Raw genomic sequence first — 12,676 nt, 5'->3', positions numbered from 1 at the left:
AACTCAGAGGACACACTGTGTGATGGATGAATTTTTTGTATTTATATAAAATAAACAAAACAGTGATGCAGTTCCGTATAGAATGGATTTATTTAAACAAATACAAATAAATAATAGAGGATTGGACACATGAATCTGATAAAACATAGTGTTTTGGCGATTGCGTTAGCAAGCACATTAACACTCACAGGATGTGGTTATAACACATTGCAAGTGAAGGATGAGGCAGTTACTGCGTCTTGGTCAGAAGTACAAAACCAGTATCAGCGCCGTGCTGATTTAGTTCCAAACTTGGTGAATGTTGTGAAAGGCTATGCCAAGCATGAACAACAAGTACTGACAGAAGTGACGCAAGCACGTTCAAATGTTGCGGGCTTAAAAGTTGATAAAGAAGTTTTGGAAGATCCTGCACTCTTCCAAAAATATCAAGAAGCTCAAGCGCAAATGACCAGTGCGTTATCACGTTTGATTGCAGTTTCAGAGAATTATCCTGATTTAAAAGCCAATGAACAGTTTAGAGATTTACAAGTACAGCTTGAAGGGACTGAGAACCGTATCGCAGTTGCACGTAATCGTTATATCACCACTGTACAAGACTACAACTCATACGTACGTCAGTTCCCGCAAGTGATGACGGCTAAAGTGATTGGGATGGATACGAAACCAAACTTTAGTGCAGACCAAAATGCACAAAATGCACCGAAAGTTGATTTTAATTAATCACATTCGTAGCGGGCTGAGGGAATGCTGATGGTTAGATCTCCAAAGAATGCTTTATGGCGACAAATATTTCAGTATGTTGTGTTGCTGAGTCTGCTCAGTGTGGTTGGGTTCAGCCATGCAGAAACGGCTACCGCAACAGATCAAGATGCTGAAACTGTCGTTGTCGGTAAAATTCTAAAAGATCAGCAGTCAGCAACGCAAAAAGAAATAACAGCACCACCTGAAACTAAAGTTCAGCAACCCAATATTGCCAACGATATGGCAGAGGGTGAATCCATTCGAGGACTGCCGACCTTAAATCAGCCGGTAGTCGATCAGGCCAATTTACTTTCAGCCGCTGAAAAGCAAGTGATTAGCCAAAAAATTCTGCAATTGCATGAACAAGGCAAGGCGCAAATCGGGGTGGTGATTGTACCGACAACAGGGCAGGAAGATATTTTTGATTATGCCATGCGGATTGCTGAAAAATGGCAACTTGGTTCAGCTAAACGTGACAATGGAATCTTGATGGCGATTGCGGTGAATGATCGACGTATTCAAATCCTGACCGGTTATGGGCTAGAAGGCATTATGCCCGATATCATTGTTAGTCGAATTATCCGTAATCAAATCACACCGTATTTTAAGCAAGCACAGTATGCTCAAGGTATCGATGCTGGCTTAACGGAAATCACCCATATTTTAAATCAAGACCCTGAAGTTGCAGCTCAAGCAGCCCAAGAGTTGAAAGAGCGTCAGGCACAAGCCTTACACGAGCAGCAAGCCAAAGAAAAAACTTTTACCACAGTTCTTATTATTTTGGTGATTGGTATCTTTGCATCCTTTATTGTCGGTAAGCGTTTAAGTGCATCCACCGCGGCTGTTGCAGCTACCGTTGCGGGTTTGGTCAATGGTGCAGGTTTACTCACCAGTTTGCTGATGGGTGGGGCAATTTTCTTTCTACTCATCACCGCGATTGCTCAAACCCTATTTCAAATGTTCCTTGCTGGTGGTGGGGGCGGTGGAGGCCGTAGCGGAGGTGGTGGCTTTGGTGGCGGCGGCTATAGCGGAGGAGGTGGTGGCTTTGGCGGTGGGGGAGCATCAGGTTCATGGTAACGAAAACAGAAACAACAGAAATTGTCACCTGTCCTAAAACACAGGAAATACAACAACCAAGTTTTAAACGTTGGTTGAAGCACTTCTTTTATATGCCTGCAGCAAACCGCTTTTTTAATAAGCAAGATCAGCAGGCCATTGCGCAAGCGGTGACAGAAGCTGAACATGGACATGTAGGTGAAATACAGGTGGTAATCGAAGGGCATATTCCTTCGAACCAAGCCTATTATCAAAATACCCGTGCCCGTGCTGAACAGCTCTTTGCTGAACTGGGTGTGTGGGATACGGAATTTAATAGTGGTGTTTTGCTGTATTTAAATTTGTGTGAACGCCAAGTAGAAATTGTGATTGATCGTGGCATTAAAAATGCGACAGAGCAAAAAATTTGGGATGGAATTTGCCAAAGGATCATTCAACGCATGCAAAAAGAGATGTATAGGACTGCCATGACGGAGGGTGTAAAAGAGATCGGAAATGTTATGGATGAGTTTTATGTAGGTAAGTCGGTAGACCGTGCCAATGAACTAAGCAATACACCAATTATTTTGGGTTAATAAAACGTAGGAAAGTGACACAAATTGTCACTTTTATACACAAAAAGAGACATAGTATTTACAAAAATAAAAATATTTTTTTAAAGTGCTGTTTTTTCTATCATTTTCACTATAATAAATCTTGGCACGTTTTGTGCTGTTTATAAAACAAGCTACATAGCTTTATTAAATAATTAAATTAAAAAACATTTGTGGAGAATGTTATGAAATCAATTCAAAAGGGTTTTACTCTTATCGATACTCCATAAGTGTCCATATAAAATGAACAATCCATAAGTAAGTCAATATGGACATAAAAATAATAAATTTGATATGAAAAATCACTATTATCTTTTTCTATTTTTTTCAATCTCCGTTTTTACTCATGCTCAAGAACTAGACTTCATTCAATATTCAGATATTTCATCAATTCCTCAGATTGTTTTGAATCCAAAAATCCAAACAGAACTTCAAACATTGTTAAAGCATGATTATCTAAAATTTCAATCTAATTTTGACAATTACTCAGCGCCATATTTACTGAAAACAGATGAGGCGCTGTATTATGAAGGTCGGTCTGGAAGCACTTTAGATGCTTCATCCGCGATTGTGTTTAAAGATGGGCGATTGTTTGCTGCAATATATTTTTCCAATACCAAGACTTTAAAATACTTTACCAACGATGCCAGTTGCTCAGAACAGTTACATCCTGCGATTCTAGTTTTTGCTCAGCAGCGTGAAATTCAAGGTATTGAATATGCAACAGCTAGAGCCAATACCGCTTTAAAATATAATTTTGGCCCCGCTTCAAAATGTGAAACCTATTTTAAAAAATTAGGAAGATAGCTGTGTTAGCGGCAGTGTAAAAATGCCCCCCTAACGGCATTTAAAAACTGCCCCCTTGGTTAATATAGTGGTCGATTTATTGTTCGTGTTCCATCATTGTTCATCAAAAACTTGCCTTGGAAGCAGCAGGGCGTGGTGTAAGTATGAATCATCAGGTGTCGGCAAAATTAGCTTATGTGACTATTTCTGGTCGTCTAACAAGTAAGAATAACTGGTATGCTACGAACAGGAATAGATGATCGTTTTATCTAGTAATTTGTGTAATATTGTTAGATTTAAGGCTTGATCAGTAAAATTAGAGCTTGAGGTGATGCTATGACGTTATTGGAACAGCAGGTAGTACCAGCAGCTGTATTGGGAAAGTCAGTACTTAGGGCTGCTAAACTGCTTTCCCTTAGTCAGTCTCAGCTCGCAATAGTGCTAGATATGGATGTTGAGGCAATCACTCAATTGCAAAACCAACCTGAATTAGATCCAAATTCTAAACAGGGGAAATTAGCACTGTTGCTGATTCGTCTATACCAGGCTTTACATGCTTTGACAGGTGGTGATCAGGCTGCGATGAAGATTTTTTTAACGTCCGAAAATAGAGTCACTAGCGGTATCCCAATTCATCAAATAGAAACAATGAGTGGCTTGATTTCTGTTCTTAATTTTTGTTGAAGCCCTTGAGTGACAATATACTCCTATGGACTAACTTACAATCAACTTTCACAAATTATGTTGTGTAGCGCATGTAACAAGTTGAAATTATTAAAAAAAGGATAACTAAAAATGCAACCGACTGAATTAAAACAATTACCAGACTGGTTATTAGAACAGTTACCCCAAATAACTGAACCAGCAATTTTATCACTGCGTGATACGAAACTTGTCGTCACTTACCCTGATCGTATGGAAGCAATTCACGAAAGCTTAAAAGACGTACAACACCAGATCCATCATGTCAAACCTACAGATTTACAGATTCTACCAGAGGTCTATCAATATTTTGGTAAGGATAAAGAGAGTGGTGGTTTATTTTTTAAAACCTCTGAGCATCTTTCTAGTAGTTTGTTTTCCTACACCGATAAAAATAAATTTGAGCATTTACAATCTGCTTTACAGACTGCCTTTGAAAATGAGCAAGCATATCTCGCAAATCCAACAGACTTTTTAACAGCCTATCATTTTATTGATACACACCCAGCTTTTTGGACGGTTATTGGTGATGTACCATCATGGCACTGGAATACATGGGGGCACTGCCAAAATGTTTATCACGGTGCATATAATGATGAGGATAATGGGCAATTAGTGATTTATTTAGAAACTGGCTCACATCTTAATAAAGTAGAAGATGGTGGTAAATTATACCAAGAGCATTATCATGATTATCGTTTAGATGTTTGGGCAAATACGTTTGAACAGGCGTTTATCAAGTTGGCAGCAAAGGTGTATAAGTTTTTTGACCATCAAGGTGTTGAGCGTCCAAATGTGCCACATATAAAACCAGCATGGGTTCTGGAGCTTGATGAACGAATTGCAGAACTTAAAAAATGGAAAGATGAGGAGCTGTGAGTATTCACTATTAGGGGGCGTCCATGAGTTGTTAAAGTATGTCGTTTAAAACATCTGCCAGCTTTTGCCCACTCTTACGATCAATTAAACGTGCTGACATACCAAATTCAGTTGGACCACTGTAATCAGCTAAAGGAGTATCTCCAATAAACAAAATGTCTTTGGCGTGACATTGTAATTTATCAATTAAATATTGATAAATTTGTGACTCTGGTTTAATTGCTCCAATCTGATAACTCCAAGCATAAGCATCAAGAGAAGGTAAAAATGAAGAAACAACTTTTCCATACGGCATCGCTAAATTTGAGCATAATGCCAATCTGAATCCCAATTTTTTTAATTCTTCCAAAGTGACATTGCTATAAAAATTAAGGGAGATATTTGATATCTCCCTTTGATTATTTTATTCACTGAAATTTGCAAACATAATTTTTGGAAAATTTTTCATGAAGTGGCGTCTAACATGATTGAAGTCACTGAGATCATGTTGATTTTTTTCAAAATAATTCACCCAGGCTAAAGTTGCATCTTGGTCATTTAAATTGGGGTTAACATTCAGAAACAAAGCTAAATCAAATGTACGGTCAATATTAAACTCTTTGATTAAAGCAACAGCAGTTGAACGAACTTCCTCTGAAACAGAGAATTTTGGAGAAAAGTAGTTATTCATAGCTGAACTTCCTTAAAAAACTATATAATGAAATTTAGAACGGCTAATTTGTTTTTAATAAGACAATATAACCTGCTGTAGGTTAAATTAGCATAGTAAAAGTTATTCATCAAGTTAAATTAACCTTCTGTGGGTTAATTTTTTAATTTAAAGGTTGTTATGATTAGATGTAGGTTGTCAAATTTGATGGGTGAGCGAAAAATTTTAAAGCTAAGTGAGGTAGCTCAAGCGACTGGTATCAATCGTAATACGCTAACAAGTCTTTACTATGATCGCGCAGTACGAATTGAACTTTCAGTCGCTGATACCTTATGTAAATATTTTGATTGTAATATGCAAGATCTATTTGAATATACTAATGGGGATGAAGAAAGGGATGACACTTAGTAAAATGTCATCCCTTTTTTTAAAGCTCAATAGGATGTTTTAAATACAACTCAGGATCATTCCAAATTGTCTGAATGTATTCTTTTTCTTTGAAATCACGCAATACTCTTGCCCTTAATTCATCAAAACCATCCCAATAATCTAAAGTGCGATCAGGCAGCTTATCTGCTAAATCATCTACCCAAGGAATATGATGTAGTTTTTCTGCAATTGTTAAGGGGTGAACTGTTCCAGTCAAAATAAGTTTAAACTGCTCTTCTGAAAGCAGATGACTATATACATTCACCTTAGATTTATAATATCGCAACAGTACTTTGGTCAATAAGCAAAAATATAACAATGAGTTATATCCACCAACACCATTTACATCACTTATATGATATGGGGGATAAAAAGTCTCAACTGCGTAATTATCATAAATTTTAAGAATAATTAATTGCCCTGTTTCTGATAATTCCCGAATAAATTTTATTTCTTTTACTTTTGAGGCAGATAAATATTCATTACTTGGGTCTGGACCTAAGAGTAGCTTTATATCTTGATCTAAATATTCATTTAAACGTATATGTTGAATATTATACGGGGTTTGTTTGCCGAAGAATAACCAGTTTGGATTCGCTGAAGTATGTTGCGCTATTTTCTCTAGTTGACCAAAGGTGGGTTCTAGCTCTGCTCTAAACCATGCTTCAGCTTCATCAGCCGTATCTTCACCTATCTCAAAGGCTAATTCAGCAATTGTAAACTCCCTAAAATAATGAATTTTTTTTAATTCACTTAATACGAAATTTAAACGCTCAGCGACCACTTTTTTTCGTTCTGTTGGTGAGCGTGATCGTAAAAAATTTTCAACGATTTTTGCCGCTTCAACTTGGATATTGTCATTCATGACGAATGAATCATAAAGCCTAGACGTTGCTTCAGCGTTAATAGAGCGTTGATTGGCTTTTGCAGCAGCATCAACTTTATCTTTTAATTCTTCTGGGATACGAAGATTAAATTGAATGTCTTTTTTACCCATACATTCCACTAATAGTAGAAATTTTAGTAGTAGCATTATGCTATAAAAAAAGAGTTGACATAAGTGATAGCATATTGCTATGTTAGCAATATGCTATCAAGTTGTTAATGCATATGAAACAAACGAATATACGTTTACCCATAGACTTAGTTTTTTGGGTCAAACAAATGGCAAAGAAAAGACATCAGTCCATGAATGCTTTTTTTATTACAGAATTGGAACGATTAAGAAAGGAAGAACAGAATGAATTGACAAAAAAGTAATTATTTTCATTCGGCAAAAAGTATAAAAGCCCATGCGGGAACATGAGCTTTTATGAATGTCTTGATTGGCGTCCAGACACTTCGATTTTGATGGATAGGGGCATTTTTGTCAATCCTATCCCAAGGTCACTTTTTGCCTGTTTTTTAATAAACAGGAGGCTCAAAATGAGCACTAAACTTAAAAATGGTCAGTCACGCTACCAATCAAAAGCAAAAGTCGTGACCATTAAAAAATTTCAGTTATCGACGTTGAGAAAGGCAACTGATCGTTTAAATGATGCAGCGTTCAAAAAACATGGTGATGCGTATCTCGAATTCCCTGTGATTATCCAGGGAGATGGCAACCCTTCTGACGTCTTTAATCTGTATTTGCTGAAAAAACTTGAGCAAACAATACAGTATGATTTTAAAACATTTGCATCTATTGCCAATCAGTTGGTTGATTTTCAGCGCTTTTTAGAAGATGAACAACTGGACTGTTTGAAATTTCATAAACTAAAACAGTTGAATGCGATTTTTAAATATCGTACTCGCCTGATTGAGCAAGCGAATGCAGGTCTAATTTCAGCCAGTTCGGCACGTAGTCGAATTAATGCTGTGATCAATTGTTATCGATTTCTAATAACAGAAAATTTGGTTGATCATCAACGCTATGGGCTTCCATTCCAAGATGTCTATAAATATATTTCCGTTGATAATGAATTTGGCGCACGTAGACAATTGGCAATTAAGTCGCATGATCTTGCGATTCATGTTCCAGCCAAGGCTCCGAACCCTGAAGCCATTATTGACGGTGGTGAATTAAGCCCACTTACTGTTGAAGAGCAGGCTGTTATATTAAAAGCACTGCAAAAATCATCACGTGAATATCAGTTGATGTTCTATCTTGCCTTATTCACAGGGGCACGTTTGCAAACGATTTGTACTTTACGAATTAAGTGTTTATTTAATCGTGAGCCTGATAATCATGGCTTTATCCGTCTGCCTGTTGGGGCTGGGACAGGCATTGATAGCAAATTTCAAAAGCCGATGACGCTGCTAATTCCGCATTGGTTAGTGCAAGATCTTAAAATTTATATCAATAGTGAGCAAGCGCGTCTGCGTAGACAAAAGTCAAACTATGGCGACTCGGATGAAAACTATGTGTTTCTCACAAAATTAGGGACACCATTTTATACAAGCAAAGCTGAACAGCAAGAATTGACCGAGAAGATTAAAACTTCTGACTCATTTGGGGCTAGGCTTAAACTCTATGAAGGCGAAGCGGTACGTAGTTATTTAAAAGGTGTGTTATTGCCTGAAATTCGTCTAATTGATCCACAATTTAAAAATTTCAAATTCCACGACTTACGTGCCAGTTTTGGTATGAACCTGCTTGAAAGTCAGTTGCAACACCTGCCAGAAGGTCACTCGGCAATGACAGCTGTCGAATATGTGCAAGCTCGGATGGGTCATCGCAATATCAGTACCACTTTACAGTACTTGAATTATAAATCACGACTGGAATGGCGTAGTAAAATTCAGCATGAGTATGAATCAAGTTTGATGAAGTATGTGATGTCTTCTGTTAATTCAGCAGGAGATTTGTCATGAATTTCACAGGCACTCCATTATTTGTCCATATCACCGATATCAATAAACAGCTTACTGAGCATGAGCGCCTAATACTCGTGCTCAAAGATAAAACGGCTTCATTTTCTTTTAGAACCTTAGACATTGGTACATTCTTTTTTCGCCAAAGAGAATGCTGTGAAACGCTGTCAAATGATGAAATCTCTGGCTCTTTTGATGAAAAAAGACGCTATTTCTTAATATGTTTTACAGATTATCTACTGCAAATGGCTGGATCGAACCTATCAAAAGGGTTGTTCTATTCCATCATCAAGATGTTTTTGGATTGGATTGATCAACAAAAGAAAATTTTTGATTTATCAAATCAAGACAGTGTGATAGATGCGTATCGTCGTTAAAGCAAATATTTAGTTGATCGGACTTTGCTTGCGGACACTGATGAAGATAACTTGGCTGCGCATACCGCAAAGCAGTATCAGCGTTATGTTGCCAAACTGATTGCATATGTATTTGATTGTCATGAAATTGATATTTCTAGTCAAGCGATGCAAGTACAGTCTCAGCGTTATGATGTGCCTGTTTTGCCAATCGCTAAAGAGGATCATCAAAAAACTTATGCAACTTTGTTGAATGTCTTTCTTGAAATTCATCGTATTGTTGTACAAGAAAATGACTTTCCTGCGCATTTTCAATCTGTAGATGAAGAAGATTTTTATTTTTACTCGGGCTTTCATCATCAAACTGAGAAACAACATATTCAGTTTGATATGCAGAATTATTTAGCCAAATATCCAATTATTCCAGCCCTTTCCAAAATGTTGGCTGATTTTGAGTTAGGAGAAGATAGTGAGCATCGAAAACGTGTACGTGAAAATCGCAATCAAGCGATCCGTAAACTTGAAGAACGCAACAAAGACAAGCGACATGTAGAGCGTGAAAGACTTGCCACCTACGGTCTTGCCATCGGCATGTTGCTCTTTATCGCACAAACGGGGGCAAATTTAGACACGGCTCAACAGTTGCAACTGGATACGATGGAAATTCTACCAAGTACTCAAGGGCGCAGATTTTCTGGCACAAAAAGCCGTGCAGGTGACAAGACAGTCTACCCAGAATTTGGGGTTCAATTTGAACCTATTTTTAGGAAAATTCTGGAACTGCGTAAATGGTATATTCAAGATGAAGCATGTGATTTCGTCTTCCCATTACGCAATGAAATTCAACAGTTGGGACCTGTCAGCTACGGCAGATTACAATTAATGAAAAAGCTTTTTCAGCGCATTTTCCCAAGAATGATTTGGATTACGCCGCAACAGTGGCGTAAGCATAAAAGCAGTCAAACTGTTGAGTTTAGCGCTGGTGACCTACTGCTTGAAGCTGAAGTCATGGGTCACTCTCTCGATACGGCAAGAAATAATTATGCACGTACTTCATTCAAAGATGCAGCCCAGCAAATTTCACAGTTTTTTAATGAGCTGCGAGAAGTTGCCGTCTCAAAAACTCGAACGCTTGAACGAATTTCGGTGCAAATGTTAGATGAAACTATTGATGCTCAACCCTCACCTGTCGGTGCATGTGCCTCTATCTATCCACAGCCTGAAAAAGCTATTGGGTTTACTGAACGGGCCCCTACACCCAATTGTCAGCAATTTGAGCATTGCTTGTTCTGTCAGCACTATGCAGTCCATGCCGATGATACGGATATTCGTAAGCTTTTATCACTGAAAAGTCTACTTGGTTATGTCAAACAAAAAGCCACGGATTTGATCAAATGGGAACAGCAGTTCAGTGTTGTACTACACCGAATTGACGAAGTGCTTAATGATTTATCAAACACTTATGAAAATCTACGTGACCGTATTTTTTCAATTCAAGAGGAAGTAGAAAGCGGTGATTTAGATGCCTATTGGCTCAATCATTTTGAGCTTTTAATTGATTTGGGGTGGATCGCATGAGTTCATTTAATTCGTATTTGTATGCCAGTGGCGTTGCTGAGCATTTTTTACCCGATGAATATCGGTTGCAGAATCATCAGCTCACTGTTTCCGCCTCTTTTGTATTGTCCCGAATGAAAAATGGTACCACATTATCGGTTTATGCCGATAATGTTTGGGATCTCTCACCCTATTTACCAAAGTGTTACTGTAAATTAAATTTTAAGACATGGCTAGAGAATGCAAGAGAGGATGATTTTCTATTTGCTCAAATACGTGCAGAAATGAAAAAAATCATCTTTGCGTTGTTGTACGTTAAAACAGACAAGTCGATTATTAAAAGTATTGAGCAGCGCCATCTTGTGTTACGCCAGTTTGCACGACTTGCATACAAGAATGGCTGTACGTTACAACAGTTATTTGGTGATGGCGCTTATCTATCGAAAGTCAATGATGCTTATGCTGGTGTGAGCTACCAGAAAGTGGCTCATATCAAAGCATTTTTAACCGATTGTTTTACTTTACAACAGCAGTATCCCTTATTAATCCCTGCATTTAGTACATACCAGCCGATTGAGCATTTAGCAAAGTTAGTGGCTCAACTCAGATTGCAGTCAAATAAGGTCGGCCCACAAACCAAAGTTGTTCCTTCACGGCTTTATATCGCCCTAATTAATGCTTTAGCAGATAAACTGAACGAGTTTAATCAAAATGCAGTTGCTTTGCTGCAATGGTTCCAACGTATTCAGCAAGATAAAGCTTTTGCGCGTATGCCACGTGAGTTCAGCTATTATAAAAATGCAGTGAGTTTTGTCGATGCTCGAGATTTGCTTGGTTTAACTCAACTGTTTGAAAATAATCAGATTCAGAAACATGCAAATTTGACTCGCTATATGACGCTGATTCAAGGCATGGCCAAGCTGTGGATTCACTTATTTACAGGGATGCGCGATAATGAAGTAAATCATCTGTCTTATGACTGTTACCAAACCGTTCAGAGCCATGAACATCTTGTGCATGTGGTTATGGGCTATACCTCCAAGTTACATGGTGGTGGTAATAAGTCTACGTATTGGATTAGCTTTGAAGATATTCAAATTGGGGTATGTGCAGCGCAAAGTATCGGTGAAATTTATGCTCTGCTCAACCCGCATTATGATTTGTCGAACCCTGCTGAATATCCACTTTTTCCAACGCTGTACTCGCAAAAGCATCGAAATAAAAATAATCAAAATATTAAAAACGAAACGGATTTTGTGTCACATTTTTCAGGTGCTCCGACCCGAACACAAGCCAATTTTAACCAGTATCTAGGCCGTATTTCCGTATCACTGGGTGATGGACTGAGAATCATTGAAAGTGATTTAGCCGAGCTAGAAGCTTTCGATGCTTTCCGCAACTGGCGGGAAGAAAAAGACTGTCAAATTGGCAAATATTGGAATATTTGCACCCATCAGTTTAGGCGTTCACTGGCTGTGTATGGTGCTAGATCAGGTTTTATTGGACTAGGGGCTTTGTCTGTGCAATATAAGCATTTAACCGAAGCGATGACGCTGTATTATCGCGAAAATTCAGTATTTGCTCCGAATGTTTTAGCCAGTGAGAGCCAAAAGGAATTTATTCAAGAGCTTGAGTATCAGCGACTGGTGCATTCTTATGCACAATTTGATGATGGTGTGATTAATAGCTCTAGTCGCTTGCTCGGTGGTGCAGGAACCTATTTACAGCTACAAAAAGACCGTGAGCAGCTACTTAAAGTATTCCCAAACCGTGATGAAACCATCAAGCGTATGAAAAAGGGTGAGATTGCTTATAAGCCGAGTCTTTTTGGCGCATGTACCAATCCTGATTCTTGTGAAAAAATTTCTTTTACTGCAATTACCAGTTGTTTGAATTGTGCACATTCAATTTTTGATGTTGAGAGTGCTGAGAAGATGCAAAAAGCAGTTCAGCGATTACGACGAGTACGGGATGAACAAGCGCAGGATAGTTTGCTGTATGGGCAGATGGACAGCGACATTATGGCTCTAAATAAAACTATTCAAAAAATTCGAACTATCAATATTGAGGACTAA

General features: G+C 38.1%; 11 protein-coding genes and 2 pseudogenes. 10 read left to right on the top strand and 3 right to left on the bottom strand.

From position 1 onward, the window contains the following. Positions 1–129 precede the first annotated feature (129 nt). From MST16_RS15140 to MST16_RS15115, 6 genes are all read left to right on the top strand, one after another. A complete protein-coding gene (locus tag MST16_RS15140) occupies positions 130–720 on the top strand; it encodes a LemA family protein (protein WP_180092219.1) in 591 nt (196 codons plus the stop codon). Between the two features lie 30 nt (positions 721–750). After that, the gene (locus MST16_RS15135; RefSeq protein ID WP_180092223.1) at positions 751–1,818 is read left to right on the top strand and encodes a YgcG family protein; all 1,068 of its coding nucleotides are present in this window, start codon (positions 751–753) and stop codon (positions 1,816–1,818) included. Then, positions 1,812–2,372: a TPM domain-containing protein gene (locus MST16_RS15130; RefSeq protein ID WP_180092226.1), complete on the top strand. Its 561-nt coding sequence runs from the start codon at positions 1,812–1,814 to the stop codon at positions 2,370–2,372. Before MST16_RS15135 ends, MST16_RS15130 begins: the two co-directional genes overlap by 7 nt. A gap of 312 nt (positions 2,373–2,684) precedes the next feature. Continuing rightward, positions 2,685–3,197 (top strand): hypothetical protein, encoded by a 513-nt coding sequence (locus MST16_RS15125; protein ID WP_180092228.1) that lies wholly within the window; start codon positions 2,685–2,687, stop codon positions 3,195–3,197. 315 nt (positions 3,198–3,512) lie between these two features. Continuing rightward, a complete protein-coding gene (locus MST16_RS15120; RefSeq protein ID WP_180092232.1) occupies positions 3,513–3,860 on the top strand; it encodes an antitoxin Xre/MbcA/ParS toxin-binding domain-containing protein in 348 nt (115 codons plus the stop codon). A 111-nt stretch (positions 3,861–3,971) separates the two neighbouring features. After that, positions 3,972–4,757 carry a hypothetical protein gene (locus MST16_RS15115; RefSeq protein ID WP_180092235.1) on the top strand — a complete coding sequence of 262 codons (786 nt, stop codon included), beginning with the start codon at positions 3,972–3,974 and terminating at the stop codon, positions 4,755–4,757. A gap of 31 nt (positions 4,758–4,788) precedes the next feature. On the opposite strand, the pseudogene MST16_RS15110 reads toward MST16_RS15115, so the two are convergent. Together MST16_RS15110 and MST16_RS15105 are read right to left on the bottom strand one after the other, a co-directional pair. Beyond that, a pseudogene (locus tag MST16_RS15110) lies at positions 4,789–5,112 on the bottom strand (HAD family hydrolase); the annotation flags it as partial. A 48-nt stretch (positions 5,113–5,160) separates the two neighbouring features. Beyond that, positions 5,161–5,427 (bottom strand): hypothetical protein, encoded by a 267-nt coding sequence (locus MST16_RS15105; RefSeq protein ID WP_004281168.1) that lies wholly within the window; start codon positions 5,425–5,427, stop codon positions 5,161–5,163. Between the two features lie 159 nt (positions 5,428–5,586). Between MST16_RS15105 and MST16_RS15100 the strand changes: the two genes are divergently transcribed. After that, a complete protein-coding gene (locus MST16_RS15100; RefSeq protein WP_180092238.1) occupies positions 5,587–5,814 on the top strand; it encodes a helix-turn-helix transcriptional regulator in 228 nt (75 codons plus the stop codon). A gap of 19 nt (positions 5,815–5,833) precedes the next feature. Here the strand turns inward: MST16_RS15100 and MST16_RS15095 are convergent, their stop codons facing one another. Then, positions 5,834–6,832 carry an Arc family DNA-binding protein gene (locus MST16_RS15095; protein ID WP_180092241.1) on the bottom strand — a complete coding sequence of 333 codons (999 nt, stop codon included), beginning with the start codon at positions 6,830–6,832 and terminating at the stop codon, positions 5,834–5,836. A 428-nt stretch (positions 6,833–7,260) separates the two neighbouring features. On the opposite strand from MST16_RS15095, the gene MST16_RS15090 reads away from it, so the two are divergent. The 3 genes and pseudogenes from MST16_RS15090 (at position 7,261) to MST16_RS15080 (ending at position 12,676) form a co-directional block, all read left to right on the top strand. Further along, positions 7,261–8,688 carry a site-specific integrase gene (locus tag MST16_RS15090; RefSeq protein WP_180092244.1) on the top strand — a complete coding sequence of 476 codons (1,428 nt, stop codon included), beginning with the start codon at positions 7,261–7,263 and terminating at the stop codon, positions 8,686–8,688. After that, positions 8,685–10,622: pseudogene (locus MST16_RS15085) on the top strand (hypothetical protein). The gene MST16_RS15090 and the pseudogene MST16_RS15085 overlap by 4 nt, the downstream one beginning before the upstream one ends. Beyond that, positions 10,619–12,676, top strand: a complete 2,058-nt coding sequence (locus MST16_RS15080; RefSeq protein ID WP_180092247.1) for a hypothetical protein — start codon at positions 10,619–10,621, stop codon at positions 12,674–12,676. The pseudogene MST16_RS15085 and the gene MST16_RS15080 overlap by 4 nt, the downstream one beginning before the upstream one ends.

Origin of the sequence: Acinetobacter sp. YH16040_T (assembly GCF_024605785.1) — a bacterium.
Taxonomy (GTDB): Bacteria; Pseudomonadota; Gammaproteobacteria; order Pseudomonadales; family Moraxellaceae; genus Acinetobacter; species Acinetobacter amyesii.
The sequence above is the reverse complement of the archived record's forward strand: the minus strand, read 5'-3'. Positions and strand labels throughout refer to the sequence as shown.

What these genes read in the sequence shown, in the direction of transcription:
- MST16_RS15105 (WP_004281168.1), bottom strand. Translation starts at nt 5,427, where the DNA reads ATGAATAACTACTTTTCTCCAAAATTCTCTGTTTCAGAGGAAGTTCGT.
- MST16_RS15080 (WP_180092247.1), top strand. Translation starts at nt 10,619, where the DNA reads ATGAGTTCATTTAATTCGTATTTGTATGCCAGTGGCGTTGCTGAGCAT.
- MST16_RS15135 (WP_180092223.1), top strand. Translation starts at nt 751, where the DNA reads ATGGTTAGATCTCCAAAGAATGCTTTATGGCGACAAATATTTCAGTAT.
- MST16_RS15140 (WP_180092219.1), top strand. Translation starts at nt 130, where the DNA reads ATGAATCTGATAAAACATAGTGTTTTGGCGATTGCGTTAGCAAGCACA.
- MST16_RS15120 (WP_180092232.1), top strand. Translation starts at nt 3,513, where the DNA reads ATGACGTTATTGGAACAGCAGGTAGTACCAGCAGCTGTATTGGGAAAG.
- MST16_RS15115 (WP_180092235.1), top strand. Translation starts at nt 3,972, where the DNA reads ATGCAACCGACTGAATTAAAACAATTACCAGACTGGTTATTAGAACAG.
- MST16_RS15125 (WP_180092228.1), top strand. Translation starts at nt 2,685, where the DNA reads ATGAAAAATCACTATTATCTTTTTCTATTTTTTTCAATCTCCGTTTTT.
- MST16_RS15100 (WP_180092238.1), top strand. Translation starts at nt 5,587, where the DNA reads ATGATTAGATGTAGGTTGTCAAATTTGATGGGTGAGCGAAAAATTTTA.
- MST16_RS15090 (WP_180092244.1), top strand. Translation starts at nt 7,261, where the DNA reads ATGAGCACTAAACTTAAAAATGGTCAGTCACGCTACCAATCAAAAGCA.
- MST16_RS15095 (WP_180092241.1), bottom strand. Translation starts at nt 6,832, where the DNA reads ATGGGTAAAAAAGACATTCAATTTAATCTTCGTATCCCAGAAGAATTA.
- MST16_RS15130 (WP_180092226.1), top strand. Translation starts at nt 1,812, where the DNA reads ATGGTAACGAAAACAGAAACAACAGAAATTGTCACCTGTCCTAAAACA.